General features: G+C 51.7%; 18 protein-coding genes. All 18 read left to right on the forward strand.

Annotated elements, in window-relative coordinates; all coding sequences use genetic code 11:
* The 18 genes from E3J62_04930 (at position 1) to E3J62_05015 (ending at position 19,604) form a co-directional block, all read left to right on the forward strand.
* The gene (locus E3J62_04930) at positions 1–816 is read left to right on the forward strand and encodes a TIGR00282 family metallophosphoesterase (GenBank protein ID TET46222.1); all 816 of its coding nucleotides are present in this window, start codon (positions 1–3) and stop codon (positions 814–816) included.
* Positions 788–1,702 (forward strand): bifunctional 5,10-methylene-tetrahydrofolate dehydrogenase/5,10-methylene-tetrahydrofolate cyclohydrolase, encoded by a 915-nt coding sequence (locus E3J62_04935; protein ID TET46189.1) that lies wholly within the window; start codon positions 788–790, stop codon positions 1,700–1,702. Before E3J62_04930 ends, E3J62_04935 begins: the two co-directional genes overlap by 29 nt.
* A 42-nt stretch (positions 1,703–1,744) precedes the next feature.
* On the forward strand, positions 1,745–2,947 hold the full coding sequence (xseA, locus tag E3J62_04940) for an exodeoxyribonuclease VII large subunit (GenBank protein ID TET46190.1): 1,203 nt from the start codon (positions 1,745–1,747) through the stop codon (positions 2,945–2,947).
* Between the two features lie 3 nt (positions 2,948–2,950).
* Positions 2,951–3,184 (forward strand): exodeoxyribonuclease VII small subunit, encoded by a 234-nt coding sequence (xseB, locus tag E3J62_04945; GenBank protein TET46191.1) that lies wholly within the window; start codon positions 2,951–2,953, stop codon positions 3,182–3,184.
* Entirely contained in the window at positions 3,178–3,618 is a 441-nt protein-coding gene (locus E3J62_04950) for a divergent PAP2 family protein (GenBank protein ID TET46192.1), read from the forward strand. Before xseB ends, E3J62_04950 begins: the two co-directional genes overlap by 7 nt.
* Before the next feature lie 9 nt (positions 3,619–3,627).
* Entirely contained in the window at positions 3,628–5,538 is a 1,911-nt protein-coding gene (gene dxs, locus E3J62_04955) for a 1-deoxy-D-xylulose-5-phosphate synthase (protein ID TET46193.1), read from the forward strand.
* A gap of 6 nt (positions 5,539–5,544) precedes the next feature.
* Complete coding sequence (locus E3J62_04960) at positions 5,545–6,501, forward strand: Gfo/Idh/MocA family oxidoreductase (protein ID TET46194.1); 957 nt, start codon at positions 5,545–5,547, stop codon at positions 6,499–6,501.
* Between the two features lie 130 nt (positions 6,502–6,631).
* A complete protein-coding gene (locus E3J62_04965) occupies positions 6,632–7,792 on the forward strand; it encodes a lipid-A-disaccharide synthase (protein ID TET46195.1) in 1,161 nt (386 codons plus the stop codon).
* Entirely contained in the window at positions 7,768–8,397 is a 630-nt protein-coding gene (locus tag E3J62_04970) for a DUF374 domain-containing protein (protein TET46196.1), read from the forward strand. The genes E3J62_04965 and E3J62_04970 overlap by 25 nt, the downstream gene beginning before the upstream one ends.
* A complete protein-coding gene (locus E3J62_04975; protein ID TET46197.1) occupies positions 8,398–9,660 on the forward strand; it encodes a hypothetical protein in 1,263 nt (420 codons plus the stop codon).
* On the forward strand, positions 9,647–10,735 hold the full coding sequence (lpxK, locus tag E3J62_04980) for a tetraacyldisaccharide 4'-kinase (GenBank protein ID TET46198.1): 1,089 nt from the start codon (positions 9,647–9,649) through the stop codon (positions 10,733–10,735). Before E3J62_04975 ends, lpxK begins: the two co-directional genes overlap by 14 nt.
* A 535-nt stretch (positions 10,736–11,270) precedes the next feature.
* Complete coding sequence (locus E3J62_04985; protein TET46199.1) at positions 11,271–12,602, forward strand: T9SS type A sorting domain-containing protein; 1,332 nt, start codon at positions 11,271–11,273, stop codon at positions 12,600–12,602.
* Positions 12,603–13,410: 808 nt separating this feature from the next.
* A complete protein-coding gene (mraZ, locus tag E3J62_04990; GenBank protein ID TET46200.1) occupies positions 13,411–13,848 on the forward strand; it encodes a division/cell wall cluster transcriptional repressor MraZ in 438 nt (145 codons plus the stop codon).
* A 24-nt stretch (positions 13,849–13,872) separates the two neighbouring features.
* Positions 13,873–14,757 carry a 16S rRNA (cytosine(1402)-N(4))-methyltransferase RsmH gene (gene rsmH, locus E3J62_04995; protein TET46201.1) on the forward strand — a complete coding sequence of 295 codons (885 nt, stop codon included), beginning with the start codon at positions 13,873–13,875 and terminating at the stop codon, positions 14,755–14,757.
* A complete protein-coding gene (ftsL, locus tag E3J62_05000) occupies positions 14,758–15,099 on the forward strand; it encodes a cell division protein FtsL (GenBank protein ID TET46202.1) in 342 nt (113 codons plus the stop codon). It begins immediately after the preceding gene.
* Positions 15,086–16,771, forward strand: a complete 1,686-nt coding sequence (locus tag E3J62_05005) for a penicillin-binding protein 2 (GenBank protein ID TET46203.1) — start codon at positions 15,086–15,088, stop codon at positions 16,769–16,771. The genes ftsL and E3J62_05005 overlap by 14 nt, the downstream gene beginning before the upstream one ends.
* Positions 16,768–18,231, forward strand: coding sequence for a UDP-N-acetylmuramoyl-L-alanyl-D-glutamate--2,6-diaminopimelate ligase (locus E3J62_05010; GenBank protein TET46204.1), 1,464 nt, complete (start codon positions 16,768–16,770; stop codon positions 18,229–18,231). The genes E3J62_05005 and E3J62_05010 overlap by 4 nt, the downstream gene beginning before the upstream one ends.
* Positions 18,231–19,604, forward strand: a complete 1,374-nt coding sequence (locus tag E3J62_05015) for a UDP-N-acetylmuramoyl-tripeptide--D-alanyl-D-alanine ligase (protein TET46205.1) — start codon at positions 18,231–18,233, stop codon at positions 19,602–19,604. The genes E3J62_05010 and E3J62_05015 overlap by 1 nt, the downstream gene beginning before the upstream one ends.
* Position 19,605 lies beyond the last annotated feature (1 nt).

Here is a 19,605-nt window from a genome sequence, read left to right on the forward strand (position 1 = left end):
GTGCGTCTTCTCTTCATAGGCGATATCTTCGGAAGGCCCGGTCGCAAAATGGCTCAAGCTGCGGTTCCATTGATCAGGGAGAAGGAGTCAGTGGACCTTGTGGTGGCTAACGCGGAGAATGCCGCTGGGGGAAATGGGCTGACGAAAAAGGTTGTGGAGGAGCTTTATTCTGCGGGGATAGACTGTCTTACCAGTGGTAACCACCACTGGGATAAACGAGAGATACTCGAGTACGTGCAGGACGATGGAAGACTGCTACGACCTCTCAACTACCCTCCGGGTACCCCTGGCCAGGGATCTGTCGTACTGAATCTTGATTCAGGCAGAACCTGCGGAATTGTGTCCCTGGTAGGCCGCCTGTTCATGAAATCTGTCGATTGCCCGTTCAGGGCCGCAGAGGAGGAAGCGGCAAGGATGATGAAGTTGACCAGCACCGTAGTCGTCGATTTCCATGCCGAAGCTACCGCGGAGAAACAAGCGCTGGGCCACTACATGGATGGAAAAGTCTCTGCAGTGCTGGGTACCCACACCCATGTCCAGACCGCGGACGAGAGGATTCTGCCCGGGGGAACAGCCTACATTACGGATGTGGGTATGACAGGTCCGTTCGACTCATGTATTGGCATAAGAAAGGACCAGGCGATCGAGAAGTTTCTCCGTCAGCTTCCAAGGAAGTTTGATGTGGCAAAGAGAGATGTTAGACTGAATGGTGTCATAATTGACCTGGGCGATGATGGGAAAGCCCGAGCAATAAGAAGATTCGAAATGTGCTGGGACGAGGTTGTCAATGTCGGCGACGATAATAAGCGGGACTGAACTGGCTCAAAGCCTGAGAAAAGAGATAAGTGTAGAGGCGGAGACACTCTCTCAAAGAGGGATAACACCCGGACTGGGAGTCGTACTGGTCGGCGATGATCCTGCCTCAATATCCTACGTTAGGGGGAAAGAGAAGGCATGCGCGCAGGTGGGCATCTATACTGAGACTTTGAGGATGGCTGCCGAGACCAGCCAGGAAACTGTTCTGGGAACTCTCGCAGAGATGAATCAGAACAGCAAGTTCCACGGTATTCTGGTTCAGCTTCCCTTACCCAGCCACATAGATGAGATGCGTGTCATCGAATCGATTCTGCCACTGAAAGATGTTGATGGATTCCATCCAGCAAATCTGGGGAGGCTGATGATAGGTAAGCCGAGATTCAAACCGGCAACCCCGGCAGGGATAGTTGAACTTCTGCTTCGCAGTGGGAACAGCCCGGAAGGGAAATCCGTGGTGATAGTTGGAAGGAGCAACATCGTTGGCAAGCCGCTTGCGAATCTTCTCATCCAGAAGTGTGAGGGCGGGAATGCCACAGTAACTATCTGCCATACCAAGACTCAGAATTTGGGTTCATATACTTCCCGGGCTGACATACTGGTGGTTGCAGCCGGGAAGCCGAACACAGTTTCTGGCAGCATGATAAAGTCAGGTGCTGTCGTAATTGACGTAGGCGTAAACCGCGTTCCAGACTCATCTAAGAAAAAAGGATACAGACTTGTCGGTGATGTGGATTTCGAATCTGCCAAGGAAGTTGCCAGAGCGATAACCCCTGTGCCGGGTGGAATAGGTCCGATGACAATTACCATGCTTCTTAAGAATACTGTACATGCAGCGAAACTGCAGGCAAGAGAACTGACCGAGACCAACAGCGAACGGAAAGAATAGACGGTATTGCAGTATAAAGATGGTATTTTCGAGGGGTGTCTTTTGGGTGCTGAGAAGGTCTACAAGGTAAGTGAGATAACCAGGCAGCTCAGGAGTCTGCTTGAAGACGCCTTCCCCGAGGTTTGGGTGGTGGGTGAAGTGAGCAATTTCAAACCACATTCTTCTGGTCATATCTACTTCTCCCTGAAAGATGAGGCTAGTGAACTGAAATGTGTCATGTTCAGGAGAGACGCAGAGTCCTTGAGCTTCACCCCTATTGATGGCATGAAGGTGAAGTCGTTAGGCCGCATAACAGTATATGAGAAGAGGGGTTTCTACCAGTTGCAGGTTCTCTTCCTCATGCCTGCTGGGGTTGGAGAGCTGGCCCTGGCCTTCGAAAAGATGAAGGCGAGGCTCCAGGCAGAGGGCCTCTTTGATGAGGAAAAGAAGAAGAGTCTGCCTCCGTTTCCTGCCCGCATCGGTGTGGTAACCTCTTCCACAGGTGCTGCCCTGAGAGACATATTGAACATCCTCAGGAGAAGGTGGCCCTTCCTGACAGTCGTTCTCCGCCCAGCAAGAGTGCAGGGGGAGGGTGCATCAGCGGACATTGCAGAGGCAATTGACGATCTGAATGAGTACGGAGAAGTGGACCTGATCATAGTGGGGAGAGGAGGAGGTTCAATAGAAGACCTCTGGGCATTCAACGAGGAAGTTGTGGCAAGAGCCATTAACCGATCAACGAAACCTGTTGTCTCTGCTGTTGGTCATGAGGTAGACTATACGATTGCCGATTTCGTTGCTGACCTGAGAGCCCCCACTCCTTCGGCAGCCGCAGAAATAGTCGTCCCGAACAAACGGGAGATCCTCTCGCAACTGGATAGTCTTGTCAAAAGAGGCACGCGAGCCTCTTTTGCACGGATTAGTGACCTGAAAAGGAAACTCCAGGCACTGGCCAGAAGTTATGGATTGAGGAGGCCTCAGGATTTGGTCATGGAGAGCTGGCAGAGTCTGGATGAACTACAGAGGAGAGGTTCCACGGCCATCAGACACCGGCTTGAGATTCTGGGCGGGAAGATCTCCGCACTGGAGGCGAGGTTGAAAAGTGCCGGACCTGAAGCGACCCTTTCCAGAGGCTACTGCATATGCCTCAAACTTCCACAGAAGGAATTGGTGAGAAATTCCTCAGTACTGAGCAAGAGCGATGGTGTCTCTTTGAAATTCGCTGAGGGGAGCGCGAAATGTATTGTTGAAGAGGTGGGGGCCTGAGAAATGCGCGATTTGACCTTTGAAGATGCAATGAACAGGCTGGAGGAGATCGTTGCAGAAATAGAGTCCGGGGAAGTTGGTCTTGACCGCTCGATAGAGCTGTGCGAGGAAGCGTCCAGACTGGTGAAAACTCTGAAGAAAAGGCTGACCGATGCGGAGCTAAAGGTGAAAGAACTGACAAGGGATGAACAGGGCGAACTGAAGGTTGATGAAGAAAAGGAGGAGGGGGGGTGTTAGCCTTCTACGACCAGTACAGGGCCATCATCCTTCCCATCGTGTGTGGTCTGGTTGCTCAACTTTCAAAAGTTGTCAGCTTCTATATCAGAGAGAGAAGGATCAATCTGAAGAGAATGACTGAACCTGGAGGGATGCCCAGTTCACATTCTGCAGCCATAGTTGCTCTGTGTACTGTGGTCGGGTTTGAAAATGGGATTAATTCGACGGTGTTTGCAGTCACTTTTCTTTTGAGTCTGGTTATAATGTATGAGGCTGCCGGTGTACGGCGAGCGGCAGGGGAACAGGCGGAAGTGCTCAACAGGATTGTTGATGAGTTCTTTAGAGACAGGAAAGTATCAGAGGGGAAGGTCAAGCAGTTGCTGGGGCATACGCCTTTTGAGGTTCTGGCAGGGGCCGCAATCGGTTTTATTGCGGGATTCCTGTTCGGGAGATAGGGAGAAGTTTTGTCCATTCTTGAAAAGATAGAGTCGCCAGCAGACCTGCGCGAATTGAAGATGGGCGACTTGAAGAAGCTGGCAGGAGAAATCCGTGCCGAAATCATTGACATAGTGAGCAGAAATGGCGGCCACCTCGCGCCGAATCTTGGTGTTGTCGAATTGACCCTCGCTCTCCATTATGTGTTCGACGCACCCCGGGACAAGCTCATCTGGGATGTTGGGCACCAATCGTACACTCACAAGATTGTCACGGGAAGAAGAGAGCAGTTTCACACCTTGAGGACCCTGAACGGCATAAGCGGTTTTCCCAGAAGAGATGAGAGTCACTTCGACGTTTTCGGCACCGGCCATTCTTCGACCTCCATATCCGCATCGCTCGGTCTTGCTGCTGCCAGAGACCTTAAGGGAGAAGATTTCAGAGTGATTGCTGTCATAGGAGACGGCGCTCTCACTGCAGGAATGGCCTTTGAGGGCTTAAATCAGGCGGGTCATCTGAAGAAGGATTTGGTTGTTATACTGAACGATAACGAGATGTCGATCTCTGAAAATGTGGGAGCACTCTCTGAATACCTTACGAGGATAACCATGTATCCCATATACAACAGGATTAAGGATGATGTGTGGGAGCTTTTGGGTAAGCTGCCAAAGGGGTTGAGTTCAAGGGCAAGGGATGCCGCAAGGAGGATAGCTGAAGGTCTTAAGAACCTGGCTGTCCCTTCGATACTGTTCGAAGAACTGGGGTTCAGATATGTTGGTCCTCTGGATGGACACAACATGGAGGAACTAATAACCACGCTCAACTCAGTCAAAAGGCTCAAAGGGCCAATACTGGTGCATGTCCTGACCCAGAAAGGGAGAGGTTATTCCTATGCCGAGGAGAATCCAACAAGATTCCACGGTCTGGGCTCTTTCGATGTTGAGACCGGCCTTTCCAAGCCTTCCGATGCCCCCCCTGACTACACAGATGTGTTTGGCAGAACACTTGTAAAACTCGGAATGAAGGACAAAAGAGTTGTGGCAATAACTGGTGGGATGAGGGAAGGGACCGGCTTGCGCTATTTCGCGGACAGGATACCTGACAGGTTTTTTGATGTGGGCATTGCAGAGCAGCATGCTGTCACATTCGCCTGCAGCATGGCCCTTGCGGGTCTCAGACCTGTCGCTGCCATATACTCCACATTCCTCCAGAGGGCGTTTGACCAGGTGCTGCACGATGTCTGCCTGCAGAACTCTCCCGTTGTGTTCTGCATGGACAGGAGTGGTATTGTGGGCGAAGACGGACCCACGCATCACGGCACCTTTGACCTCTCCTACCTGAGGCTGATACCGAATATGATCATAATGGCGCCCAAAGACGAGAACGAGCTGAGGAACATGCTTTTGACTGGAATATCGTACACAAAAGGTCCTGTTGCCATAAGATATCCGAAAGGTGCCGGCGTTGGGGTCAGACTGGAGAAGGAGATAAAGGTGCTCCCCATGGGCAAGGCTGAAACCTTGAAGAAGGGTAAGGATGTCGCCATCCTGGCCATCGGCTCGATGGTTTACCCCTGCCTTGAGGCTGCAAAACTTCTGAAGTTGGCGAAAATAGACGCAGCTGTTATCAATGCACGGTTTGCTCAGCCGATTGATGAGGCTCTGGTCAAGACTGTGGCCAAGAAAACAGGCAAGATCGTCACTGTTGAGGAGAATGTGCTCAGGGGAGGTTTTGGTTCAGGCGTAATTGAAATCCTGGAGGACCTGGATTTAAGCGACGTGAGAGTTCTCCGCTTGGGGCTTCCCAATCAGTTCGTGGAGCACGGATCACGAGACAAGCTGCTGGACATCTGCAGCCTGACCGCACAAAAGATTGCAGACAGGATTGCGAATCACTTCTTCTCCCAAAAAGGCAAACGTAAGAGAAAAACGAAAGCCTGAGAGAGTCTGGAAAAAGTGAAAGTTGGCGTCATAGGCGTGGGCTATCTGGGTAAACACCACGCTCGAATCTATTCTGAGATTGAGCGCGCACAACTTGTTGGAGTGAGTGACATAGACGAGGGGCGCGGAAAAGAGATTGCCTCCACCTACGGTACTCAATTCTTTTCAGAGCCTGCAGACCTTCTCGAAAGAGTGGATGCTGCAAGCATAGCAGTGCCTTCCAAGCACCACTATACTCTGGCAAAAGAAGCACTTTCAAAGAGGGTTCACACTCTCGTGGAGAAACCGATAGCCTGTAGTGTAGAGGAGGCCAGTTCTCTTGTTGAGCTTGCCAGGAAGAATGGGACAAGGCTCTATGTCGGTCACACGGAGAGATTCAGTCCACCAATCGTGGCGCTGAGAGAGAGGATAAGCTGTCCCCTTTTCATAGAGTGCCACAGGCTTGCAAGTTTCAGGCAGAGAGGAACTGATATCGCCGTGGTCCTCGATCTGATGATTCATGACATAGACATGGTTCTCTGGTTGGTCAGGTCTCCACTGGAGAAGGTTGATGCTGTGGGCATACCTGTACTCACTGAGCATGAGGACATAGCAAATGCTCGAATGGAGTTTGCCAGCGGCTGCATTGCTAATCTAACTGCCAGCCGTGTTTCAAAGGGAAATCTGAGAAAGATCAGAATATTTCAGAAGAATGAGTACATTTCGATTAACTCTCCGGGCAAGAGTGTGGAGATCTACACAAGACTCCTGGGTGAAGATGGGAGGCCTCAGGTGAGAAGGGAAGAGGTTGAGGTGGGTGGAGATGAACCGCTCAGGGCCGAATTGGAGGCTTTCCTTGAGGAGATTGGTGAACAGGAGAAGACGAATCTGGCTACAGGGGAGGAAGGGAGAGATGCCCTGGTGGTGGCCTTCAAGATTCTCCAGTTGATCAGAGAAAGGAGAGCCAGGATAGGAATAGAGTGACCATCTAAGTCCTTCGATTCATAAATTCGATGACGAATTCATTCACTCAGGACAAGTGCTGAGTGAGCAACCTATTGAAGCACTAAGTCCAGACGCCCGTTTTGTACCCCAAGCAGTTGGTCAAGAGATCATGAGTTCAAAAAGAGTCCTCATAGTTGCCGGCGAGGCATCCGGAGACATGCACGCTGCGAATCTGGTCAGGGAACTGAAGAAGCTTGAACCCGAGTTCTCGTTTTTCGGAATAGGCGGTTCCAGGATGGAAAATGCAGGCGTAGAACTTCTGAGGCGGACCGAGGAACTGTCGGTTGTTGGGTTTAGTGAGGTACTTTCCAAGCTGGGGGCGATAAGGGGAGCAATGTCTCACCTTTTCAGAGAAACCTCCAGACGAAGGCCGCATATGGCTGTGCTTGTAGACTATCCGGGGTTCAATCTGAGATTTGCCAGACTGATAAGAGGTTCGATCCCGAAGATTTTCTACTACATTGGTCCGCAGGTCTGGGCCTGGGGCGGTTGGAGGACCAGGTCTGTGTCCCTTTTGTTTGATGGTCTCATATCTGTGATTCCCTTTGAATGTGACCTGTATGAAGGGACACGACTGGAGTGTCACTTCGTTGGACACCCCATCCTCGATCTGGTGAATCCGAAGGTTTCAAAAGAAGATTTCCGTTCTGAGTGCTGTTCCAGAAGTGGTCCGCTCATAGGCATGGTGCCGGGGTCGCGGAAGGAAGAAGTGAGGAGGATACTGCCTATCATGCTTCGCTGTGCGAAGATGATAAGAGAGAAGAAGAAGGAAACCTGCTTCGCCATTGGAGTGGCAGAGACTATCGACACGGGATTTGTCAGATCTCTGTGCGAGAAGATTTTCGAAGACGTTTTAGTCCTCGAGGGGAAGACATATGAGGTGATGCAGGCCTCTGATTTGCTGATGGTTGCATCCGGCACTGCAACGCTTGAGGCTGCAATACTGGGCATTCCCATGTTTATCATCTACAAGACTTCTCCTCTAACCTGGGCACTGGCAAAAGCGCTTATTAAGGTCAGGTCTGTGGGACTTGTCAATATCATAGCGGGACGAAGGATCGTTCCCGAGTTCATACAGTTTCAAGCGACTCCGAGAAAGATATGTGATCAGATTCTTTTTCTCCTTTCAAACCGTGAACGTATGGAAGAGACGAAGAAGGCCCTCTCTGAGGTGCGTTCACGTCTAGGAAGTCCTGGCGCAAGCAGGCGGGCTGCGGAGATCATTCTCGACCTTTCGGAGAAGAGATGCAACTTGAGCGCTTCAAGATAAACGCTGCTGCGGTGCTGGGCAGCCTCTTTGTGCTGGTTCTCGGCCGAACCCTGAGAACAAAAAAGGCGGGTAGGAAAGACCCCGGCCGTTGTGTCATATACGCATTCTGGCACGGCAGAATGATAGTTCCTCTATTCACTCACAGGGGGAGACGAATAAGCATACTGATAAGTCAGCACACAGACGGTGAAATTGCCTCAAAGGTTGCCAGGATTCTTGGATACGACCCTGTGAGGGGATCGACAACAAGGGGAGGAGCGAAAGCTTTCAGACAGATGTTGAGGAAGGCGAGAGCAGGCAGATGCCTTGCAGTCGCTTCAGATGGCCCGCGCGGTCCAAGGTGCGTATTCCAGCCCGGAGTAGTCAAGCTCGCGCAACTGACCGGTCTCCCCATTCTACCTGTGGGAATTGGGGTCGAGCGGAAGAAAGTTCTCTCGTCCTGGGATAGGTTTGTCATTCCGGCGCCTTTCTCGCGCTGCGTCGTTGTATATGGGGATCCAATTCACGTCAACAAAAGGGATGATGTATCGACGGTGACGAGTGTTGCAGGAAAGGAGCTGGCAGAGCTGTCGGAAACCGCAAACAGTTACTTTCTCACGAGGTGAATCTTGTGGCATGTCGTCTATAGCCTGCTCACCTTTCCTGTGTCGATTTCCCTTCACCTGCTCCGACCTTTGCTTAACGAAGAGTTCACGGAGAGGTTGGGAGAAGTTGCCCCACCTGAAGCGAGCATAGTTTATTGGTTCCACTGCGCTTCTGTTGGTGAGCTCTCTGCAATATCCGGTCTTCTTTCAGAGATTAGAAGACGAGAACCGGACTCTGGGGTAGTCATCTCCACCATGACCAGGACTGGAAAGGATCGGGCAAAGAGACTTTTTCCTGATGTCCCCTCCTTTCTTGCACCCCTGGACTCCTCTCGTTTTATAAAAACCGCCCTGAGCAGGATAAAGCCTTCGGTTCTTGTCATCGCCGAGACAGAAATCTGGCCCAATCTGATAAAGCTGACAGCAGAATCTGGAACTCAGGTTGTGATGGTGAATGCGAGGCTCAGCGCTAGGAGTCTCAACCGTTATCTTCTTTTCAGACCGCTTTTTGCCAGAGTGTTGAAGAGGGTCGAGTGGTTGTTTGTACAGACAGAGGCAGACCGTGTTCGGTTTGAAAGGCTGGGTGCGGAGAATCTACGTATAACAGTCACAGGGGGGATGAAGTCTGATTTGGACATACCTTCAATACCAAGAAATTCTATCAACGAGGAGTTCTCACTGCCAGATGAGAGGAAAATTGTGGTGGCAGGCTCTGTCAGACCCGAAGAGGAGAAGGAGATAATCGAAGCCTTTGAGATTGTGAGGGAGCATCACCCATCCACTTATTTTGTGGTGGCACCGAGGCACGTACAAAGAGCTCAGAATATTGCCAGTCTCGCAGAAGAGAGGGGGATGAGAGTAACACTCAGGTCGGATGGCAACTGCTATTCAGGCGAAGACATGCTCATACTTGATACCATTGGCGATCTCGCCAGGGTCTACGGGTGCGCTCATGTGTCGTTTGTTGGTGGGAGTCTGAGGGCCTACGGAGGACACAACCTTCTTGAACCTGCCATGTGGGGCTCTCCCGTACTTTTTGGGAGATATACTGACAATTGCGATGAAGAAGCCCGGGCCTTGATCAGACAAAAAGGGGGGATGAGGGTGGATGGGTGGAGGGACCTTGCCTCCAAGTTCAATTGTGTGCTTGGAAATGATGGGTTGCGTGATGAAATGGGCAGGAATGCAAAAGATGTGGTCATACAAAGATCAGGAGTTTCGCACAGGATATACGAAGACCTCTGCCAGAAAAAAATCTTAGGGACTGGACATGGAAAACGATAAGCTGGAAGCTTTTCTCATATCAAGAATGGACCACCCTGCCGTAGACGTTCTTCTCAAAGCTGCCACGCCCTTCTATCCTCTGGTCTATCTTGGCGCCAAGGCCCACGCTAATTTCAAGCTGAGGAGAAGGAGACTGCCTAAACCTGTGATAAGCGTGGGAAACATCACTGTTGGGGGAACTGGAAAGACGAGCTTCGTCAGACTTCTGCTTGAAATGCTAGAGAAGGAAGGGCTGAGAACTGCGGTTCTTTCCAGAGGATACAAGAGGACGGGAAGAGGACTGAGGGTAGTGAGCAAAGGCGGGGGTCCTTTGCTCGGTTATGAGTCCTGCGGCGACGAGCCGTGGATGATAGCGAACTGGGGGACGAATGCAGCGGTGCTGGTCAGCAGGGATAGGTTTGAGGCTGGCCTTGCTGCCATGGAAGAATATTCGCCAGATGTCTTCGTGCTGGACGACGGATTTCAGCACGTGAGCTTGGAAAGAGACCTGGATATTGTTCTACTGGACTGCACAAACGCTTTCGGCAATGGGAGGATTATTCCATTTGGCCTGCTGAGAGAGCCTCTTTCTGCGCTCAGGCGAGCCGACTTAATCGTTGTCACCAGATGCAATCAGTCAGATATTGTTGAGGCGGTGGAAACCCTGGCTCGGCAGTTTGCATGTGGTGTTCCCCTGATGAGGGCATCGCACGAGCCTGAATTGCTTGTGGGCTGCGATCAAAAGGCTCTTGATCTGGGAGAGCTCCGGGGCCGACCCGTCTATGCATTTTCTGGTATCGGAAACCATTCTTCGTTCTATTTGTCCGTCCTTCAGTGTGGAGGAGATATCAAAGATACAAAGCCTTTTCCTGACCACCACAAATACACCAGGGATGAGCTGCTCGTAATGGAAACAGAGGCCCGGGGTTCAGGTGCCGAGTGGCTCCTCACCACTGAAAAAGATATGGTTCGGATTACGGATGTAAATTTGACAATTCCCCTCTATGCCCTCACAGTACGGTTGCGGATTCTTTCAGGCATGGAATTGCTTGAATCCGCACTAGATAAAGCCCTGCAACCACCCCTTTCCCCGTAATCCCTGCCCTTCGAGCTGTAAGCCATAATTGACGAATTCACAGCATTTGGTGCCAGGTATAAACTTTTGGCTCTTCTCCAAGAAAGTTGGTGACAGGGAGAAGTTGGGGAATGTGCGGAGAACCCTTGCCTGTGGCGCCGAGCAAGCTCGGCTACTCCTGAATGTATGGAGTAGCGCCGCTTGCGGCGCGCTAGGTTGGCGCCCAGTTCGAGGAAAACGGCGCAGAGTATGACATGGAGGAAAAGAAAAGTCAGACGCTCAGCTGCTTCGAAAGTGTCAGACATCCGCTGCTAGTTATCATTTAGAGATTAGGATTTGTTCCATCCCTGGTTATTGGGCAGGGAGACCCTGCCCCTACGAAGTCTCAAACCATGGTGCCAGGCATGCACTTTTGCACTTTTGATAGAAAACACGCCACTGGTTGGGTGAGGGCTGGCCAAGATGTCAATGTGTCACGCCAGGCACCAAATGCGAGCCTGGGAAAGAAGGCTGGACAAGTGCGAGATTGGTGCTATGATATTGGCGATTTCCCAGCTTGGAGGCAAAGATAAAAAGGGCAACCTGTCCAGCAATCATCATGGCAGCCTTGGTGGCTCCTTTCGGCATAGCCTTGGCTGAACCTGCAATGCCAGACTCCGTCGTGAGGGTGGGGGCATGTGCTACGCCAGGGATTGCTTGGGGTGTGTTCGTGCAGGGCGACTACGCCTATGTGGCGGACAGAGGGGCAGTAACAGTAGTAGATGCGACGGATCCCTCCTTTCCTTGGGTCGCTGGTACACTCAATGATCCGCTAGCTTGGGCATTGGGACTCTTCGTTGAGAATGCCGTTGCATACCTAAACTGGACTGCATTGGGCAATGGCTTTTCCACGTTGGACGTTTCCAACCCCGATTCACTCTATGTCATTGGCTGGTGCTATGTGCCGCCAGCTGGCGGCCCGGATCCGACGGGCGTCTGTACAGTAGATACCATAACCTATTTGGCAAATGGTGATGACGGCTTGGGTATTATCAATGTGTCGGATCCCGCATCACCAGATACTGTGACGTACTTCGATACGCCTGGATATGCGCTTGACCTCTCCACACAGGACACACTCGTCTTCATTGCCGACTATGATAGTCTTGTGATTGTGAACGTCGCTGACGTTCTGAACCCTTATCGTGTTGGTGCGGTCAACATGCCCGACAACTGCTACGGTATCTCTGTGGCTGGTGAATATGCGTACGTCGCATGCAAGGGCGGTTTTGGCTTTGGTAGTCTCGAGGTGGTTAATGTTTCTGATCCGTCTTCTCCCCAGATAGTCGCCAGTGTTGACAACATCGTAGGGGACCCGCTTGATGTTTGGATTTCAGGCAGCTATGCCTATGTGGCTGCCGCAGATTACCCGTCTATTGAGGGAGGAGTAAGGGTAGTAGATATCTCTGATCCACTCAGCCCAAGTCTGGTGGCGAGCTACGATACACCAGGGGATCCAAGAGGTGTATTTGCAGTTGGCGACCTTGTGTTCGTTGCTGACTATGACAGTCTGCAGATACTGAGACATATTGCGACAGGTATCAATGAATCAACGGTTGAGCAGCAACCAAGGGTCTTGAGGTTACGACAAAACCAGCCCAACCCATTCACCGACTTTACGACCGTCAGATATGAACTACCAACCGCAGGCTCGGTTACGTTGGAAATCTATGACGTCACAGGGCGTCTTGTGAGAACACTGGTTGATGCGGCTCAACCTGCCGGCTTACATACAGCCATGTGGGATGGTAGAGATGAAGCAAATGGAAAGCTAGCAAGCGGTGTCTATTTCTGCCGTCTGACAACCGAGTCAGGCACTCTGTCCAACAAGATGCTTCTGGTTCGTTAGTAGGGTCTACAAAAGCAGATTCTTCCCCCCTTCGCCTAATCGGCTTCGGGGGACTGCGCCCGACTCAGCGGTATCCCCTTAGTCGGGCTTGCGTCTTGTACGGCTCTGAAGGACAACTGGGCTCCTCTAGAATGACCCGTCTTCGCTCAACTTCGTTGAGCTTCGACGGGCTGGCGCAGCCCGACGTAGCTAGCGAAAGCGTAGTCGGGTCACTCTGAGCGTTAGCCCTTCGTCTCACTCAGGATAAACTCCGAGTCTGCTTTTCGCATAGACGTGGGGACAGGCCCTTCGTGGTTTTGTCGGGTTTTGCCTTCGTAATAAGTCTTCACCCTCTCCTTTATCCTCCCCCTCAGCGACGGGGCTCGTGAGACGAGCCAGGAAGGAAAGTGAAAAGGGATGGCTCCGCGCTTCGCCAAGCCTCTGGAGTAGCACCACTTGCCTGCCTCGTTTCACGGGGTGGCGCGCCGAGCAAGCTCGGCTACTCCAGGCATGGTGCCAGGCATGCACTTTTGCTGACATCGATGTTGGGTGTCCTTGTAGGGGCGCGGTTTCCGCGCCCTTTAGTTTGGGCAGGGAGACCCTCCTTCGCTCTCCGTAGCTACGGAGGACAAGCCCTGCCCCTACAGAAATGTAAAAATGTAAAACCTGGTACCACTTGAACCTATCCTATGTTCTACATCTTACATCCAACGTCTGCAAGTTGTCCGATTTTTTTAAATTTCTCTTGACAAAGGAGTTAGATGCCCTTAGAATGCCTCTGTGGTGAATTGTGGGTAAATGTGGTGAACTGTAAGGACATGTTGGTGTGATGAATTACCAGGGAACATACTACTACTCTGTAGACCACAAGGGCAGGATTGCAGTTCCGGCCAAGTTCAGAAAGGTGCTGCTCCCGGAGGCTGATTCTACATATGTGGTGACAAAAGGGTTTGATAAGTGCCTATCTTTATACTCACTGGACCAGTGGATGAACTTCGCCGATTCGCTTGCCAAACTCCCCAAGACGAAAAGGCAGTCACGGAACGTGGTGAGATGGTTCATGGCGAACGCAGAGCGGGTACTGGTTGACTCCCAGGGAAGGATAAAAATTCCTCAACATCTCCTCGAATACGCAGGCGTCAAGAAGGATGCGGTCATAATTGGCGTCTACGATAGGATGGAAATCTGGAACAGGAAGGACTACGAGGAGAATGCGGCAGCAGTTGAGGAGACAATAGAGGAAGATCTCGAATCACTCGATTTTTAGAAATGGCTTCGAGAGGTTAGTTCATTGACAGAGCATATTCCCGTGCTTTTGGAGGAAGCCATCGAGAAGCTGAGGGTGAGGCCGGGGGGGACCTATGTTGACTGCACAGTGGGAACAGGAGGTCATGCTGAAAAGATTCTCGAAGTGTCGTCCCCCAACGGAATTCTCATAGCTATTGACAGGGACAACGAGGCCCTGGAGATTGCAAGAGAGAGACTCAAGAGATTCGACAAGAGGGTGAACTTCTTCAAGAGAAGATTCGGGGAGCTGGATGAGATTCTAAGAGAAGCAGGCGCCGGTTCAGTTGATGGGTTCCTTTTCGATCTGGGCATTTCTTCTGTTCAGATCGGGAACCCTGAGAGGGGATTCAGCTACAGGTTGGACGGTCCCCTTGACATGAGAATGGACCAGGAGTGTGAGTTTACCGCCGCCGACCTCCTCAACGAGCTCGAAGTTGACGAGCTGCAGCAGATAATACGAGCATATGGGGAGGAGAGGTGGTCGAGGAGGGTCGCCAGGTCGATCGTGCAGGAGAAGAAGAGGGGAAGGGTTGCATCGACAGGGCAGCTCGCATCTGTCGTGAGGAGGTCGGTCGGCGGTAAGCTTGCTCACAAGTCCCTGGCACGGGTCTTTCAGGCTCTAAGAATCAAAGTGAACAATGAGCTGGAAGAGATTACGGCCGGTCTTGATTCTGCTCTTGAAAACACGAAGAAAGGCGGAAGGATTGTTGTCATTGCATACCATTCACTAGAGGACAGGATAGTGAAGCGCAGATTCCTCGAGTTGTCCAGGGGGTCCACACCAACTGTCAAGTTGATCACCAAAAAGGTGATCAAGCCACAAGAGGGAGAACTCAAGGCCAACAAGAGGTCACGCAGCGCAAGGCTCAGGGCTGCGGAGGCTGTCTAAGTGAAAAAAGCGAAAAGAGGAGTGTTGAGGAGTAGAGTCTTTACCACATTCCTCTTCTTTTTTGCCGTTTCCTTTGCTGTCTTCTATGTGTGGGAGCGTATCACTGCTTTGGAACTGACTATCAGCGTGGAAGAGTTGAAGGACGAGATTTTGAGCGTGGAGAATGCCGCAAAAAGGTTAGAAATCGAAAAGACGGTACTCTCCTCACGCAGCAGGATAGAAAGAATCGCCATAGACCGGCTTGGCTTGAGGTTTCCAGCCGCGGATCAGATTGTCGTGGTGAGATCTGACTCAAGATGCATACATTTGAGTGAAAAGGGTCGCATAAATGGGAAGAATTAAGTTTGTCGTTGTGCTCCTGGTGCTAGCCTGGTCAGGCCTGGTGTTCAGGCTGGGTATGATTCAGCTGGTGGAAGGAAAGCAGCTCGAGGAGTGGGCCAGAAGGGAGCAGCAGTGCCGTGTCGTGCTTGAGTCTGAGCGGGGAAACATCTACGACAGAATGAATCGGCTGCTTGCGGGCTCCGTGGAGGTCAGCTCCGTAGGTGCCGTCTGCCCTGCTATCGAGAACAAAGAAGATGTGGCCGAAGTGTTGAAAGACTTAGGCCTGGGCGAATACAAGGAGATTCTATCTCTCCTGAGGAGTGGCTCAAGATTTGTCTGGATCAGAAGGTCAGTTCGGGAGGAAACGGCCTTGCTGGTCAAAAAAGCGAAGATTCGTGGGATCAGCGTCTCCAGGGATTCCAGGAGACACTACCCGATGCGAAGCCTGGCCGGAAATCTTCTGGGCTTCGTAGGTGAGGACAAGACGGGCCTTGAGGGAATAGAGTATCAGTTCGAATCTATACTTGGCGGTTCACCAGGATGGGCTGTACTCCAGAGGGTCTCAGGCAACCATTATCCCTTCCCAGACTGCCCCAGAAAGAAGGCTGAAAGGGGCAAGGACATGATTCTGACGATTGACGCGAGTGTTCAGTCTATCTGCGAAGAAGAACTGAAGAAGACCGTGGATAGGTTCCGTGCCAGGCAAGGAGTTGTGATTGTATTGGATCCGAGTACCGGCGAAATCCTGGCTATGGCCAACTGTCCCAGCTATGATCCAAACCTTTTGGGTAGGGGTGATGCGAGTACGTGGAAGAACAAGGCGATCACAGACATGTTTGAGCCGGGCTCAACTTTCAAAATAGTTGTCGATGGTGCGGCGCTGGACCAGTCCCTGGTGGCTCCGGGAGACTCAATAGATTCCAATGGAGGAGTAATTCGAATAGGTTCGCTGAAGATACAGGATGTCAAGAACCATGGAATCATGACTTTCAGTGAAGCTGTTGCCTATTCGAGTAATGTGGTGGCGGTGAAAGTGGCAAGGAGGCTTGGGAAGGAAGGGATGTATGAGTCAGCCAGAGCCTTCGGGTTCGGCAACAGGACCGGAATTCTGCTTCCCGGAGAGGCGAAGGGATTTCTTTCTCCACCAGGTGAATGGTCGGAGATCCGCTTTGCCAATGTGGCCATTGGCCAGGGTGTTGCCGTGACTGCTCTGCAGTTAGCAGTTGCCTACGCTGCCATAGCAAACGGCGGGGAATTGGTTGAGCCGACAATTGTGAAGGGAGTCATCGACAGCAATGGCAGGGTTCTCAAGAAATCGGGCGTCCAAGTAGTAAGAAGAGTCATCTCAAAAGAGGCTTGTGACAAATTGAGAGGCATTCTCACAGGCGTTGTGGAGTATGGCACTGGCCGGATGGCGCGCCTTGATGGAATATCTGTTGCCGGGAAGACCGGTACGGCTCAGAAGGCTGAGCCTGGTACCGGGTACGTTGATAGTAAGCTTGTCTGTTCATTCGTGGGTTTTCTTCCTGCAACTGATCCCAAACTCGTCATCGTGGTGGTCGTGGATGAGCCAGTTGGGAGACACTGGGGTTCAGATGTTGCCGCCCCACTGTTCAAGAGAATAGCAAAGAAGGTAATTGAGATGCGGCCCTACCAGTCAGACATATATTCGGGCCTGGCTGAGTTGCGATGAGGCTGATGATGAACCTGGCAGAGCTGATCGAAGAACTGAGAGGTTGCGTGATTGATGGAAACCCAACTGTTGAAATATCCAGTGTTGCGTACCACTCGCGGAAGGCGACCGACGGCACCCTTTTCGTAGCTATAAAGGGGTTCAAAGCGGACGGTCATGATTATGTCAGTGATGCGGTAAAAAGGGGTGCTGTGGCAGTGGTAGTAGAGCGGGAGGTTGACGCGGCCTTTGAGGTCTGCAAGGTGTTGGTTCCTGACACCAGGGAAGCTCTCTCCCACATATCAAGTGTCTACTACGGCACTCCATCAAGGAAGCTTGACATAACTGGAGTCACAGGGACAAATGGAAAGACTACAACCTGCTATCTACTAAGGTCAATCTATGAGGCCGCTGGTATGCGTTCAGGGATGTTGACCACCATCGAATACTGGATTGGCAGAAAAAGGCAAAGGGCACAGCTGACCACTCCGGAATCCCTGGATTTGCAGAGGATCCTGGGGAAGATGGTAGAAGGCAGAGTTAAGGCTCTGGCCATGGAGGTCTCCTCCCACGGGCTGGCCTTGAAGAGGGTGAGGGATGTCGAGTTCGCCAAAGGTGTGTTCACCAACCTTTCCAGGGACCATCTGGACTTCCACGTTGATATGGAAAACTACATCTCCTCCAAGAGATCCCTCTTCAAGAATCTACGATTAGGAGCGATTGCTGTCCTCAATTGCGACGATCCACACTGGGAGGACATGGCATCTGCTACTCAAGCCAGAGTGGTGAAATATGGTTTCGCCGGTAGTGCGGATTTTAGAGCGACAGAAGTCAAAGCCACTCTTGATGGAACGCAGATAAAGGCGAGCTGGGAGAGGGAGACTGCTGAGATTGAGTCATCTCTCATAGGCAGGCACAATGCCTATAACATGCTGGCTTCCGCCGCAACGGCAGCGTACTCGGGTCTGGACAAGGAGGCCATAATTGCTGGCATAAAGAATGTCAAACGGGTTCCTGGCAGGCTCGAACCATTCCGCCTTCCCAACGGAGCCAAGGCCTTTGTTGACTACGCGCATACACCAGATGCCTTGAAGAGGGTTCTTGACTCGCTCAAAGAGGTGACAGAGGGCGACATCATCTGCGTGTTTGGATGTGGAGGAGATAGGGACAAGGGCAAGAGACCAATCATGGGCGAGGTGTCCACAAATCTCGCAGACTTCACCATAGTGACGTCGGACAATCCCAGGTCTGAGAATCCCCAAGCCATAATCGATGAGATCATAAGTGGCGCAAAGAAGGACAACTTCAAGATAGAGGTCGATAGAAGGAAGGCGATTGAAGAAGCGGTTGCCATGGCAAAGCCGCGGGACTCCGTTCTCATTGCGGGTAAGGGGCATGAGAGGTTTCAGACAGTTGGGGACGTCAGGAAACCTTTTGACGATAGAAAGGTCCTTTCCAGTCTAATTGGGAAAGGGAACTGATGGAGCCTTTGACCGTGGATTTCATTGCACAGGCTGTGAATGGGACGTTGAGAACTGGTGGGAACGACTCCCAGACTCTGAAGATGCTAATCAAAGGCGTCTCTACAGATTCCAGATCCATAGAGAAAGACCAACTCTTCTTCGCCATAAAGGGTGACAGATTCGACGGTCATGATTTCGCAGAAGAGGCGGTGTCCAGGTCCGGGACCCTGGCTGTGGTCGGTAAACCACTGGACCGAGTATCCACTCTTCTGGTCAAGGATACGGTTGATGCACTGGGTGATCTCGCGAGGGCTTACAGAGGGAAACTTGGGAAGAGGACCATTGCGATAACAGGGACAAACGGGAAGACTACCACAAAAGAGATGTCTGCGCTCGTCTTGGGCGTCAAATACCAGGTTCGCAAAAACAGGGGGAATCTGAACAACCTGATCGGGCTTCCACTCTCGGTGCTGGAGATGGATGGGGAAGATGAGCTGGGAGTGTTCGAGATGGGGATGAGTGCACAGGGCGAGATAGAGAAGATGTGTCAGATATCTGAGCCGGTTCTAGGAGTGATCACGAACGTGAGCGCTTGCCATCTAGAATCACTGGGAGACATGGAAGGGGTAGCCAGGGCCAAGCGAGAGCTCCTCGACTATCTGGATGAAGACAAGAAGGTCGTCCTCAATTTCGACGACCCCACGCTCAGAGAAATGGCCAAGGAGACGAGGGCGAGCGTGATTGGGTTTGGTGTAGAATGTGATGCTCCCATTCGGGCCCGGAGTGTTTGCGAAGAAAACTGGGGAATATGTTTTACTCTGGAATCCGGAGGCGACTTCAAAATACCCATCCCAGGCACATTCAATGTGTACAATGCGTTGGCTGCGATTGGGGTGGGTATGGCTTTTGGTGTTAGTACACAGGAAGCGGGCGAGGCTCTATCCCAGCTTGTTCCAGAAAAGAGGAGGATGGGTAGGATCCCCTTAGACGGTGCCATACTCGTAGACGATTCCTACAACGCCAATCCAGCGTCGGTCGTGTGTGCCCTCCAGGTTCTTTCTAAGATGGGTGCCAAAAGGAGAATAGTGGTCCTTGGTGACATGCTTGAACTCGGGGCCACGTCGAGACTATTGCATGAGAAGGTGGGGCTCCAGATGAAAGAACTGGGGGTTGATATTCTCTACGTTCATGGAAAGGATGTGAAGTACACTGCACAGTCGGCAAGGAGGTCCGGACTGGAATGTGTGAGAGAATTTCCGGAGAAGTCTGAGCTGATCACGGCCCTGAAGACCCTTTTGAAGGATGGGGACGTGGTTCTGGTGAAGGGTTCAAGAGCAACGCGCATGGAAGAGATCGTGCAGGCCCTAGTTCTGGAAAGGACTGGAGGGTAAA

This window comes from candidate division TA06 bacterium (assembly GCA_004376575.1).
GTDB lineage: Bacteria > Hydrothermota > DG-26 > E44-bin18 > E44-bin18 > E44-bin18.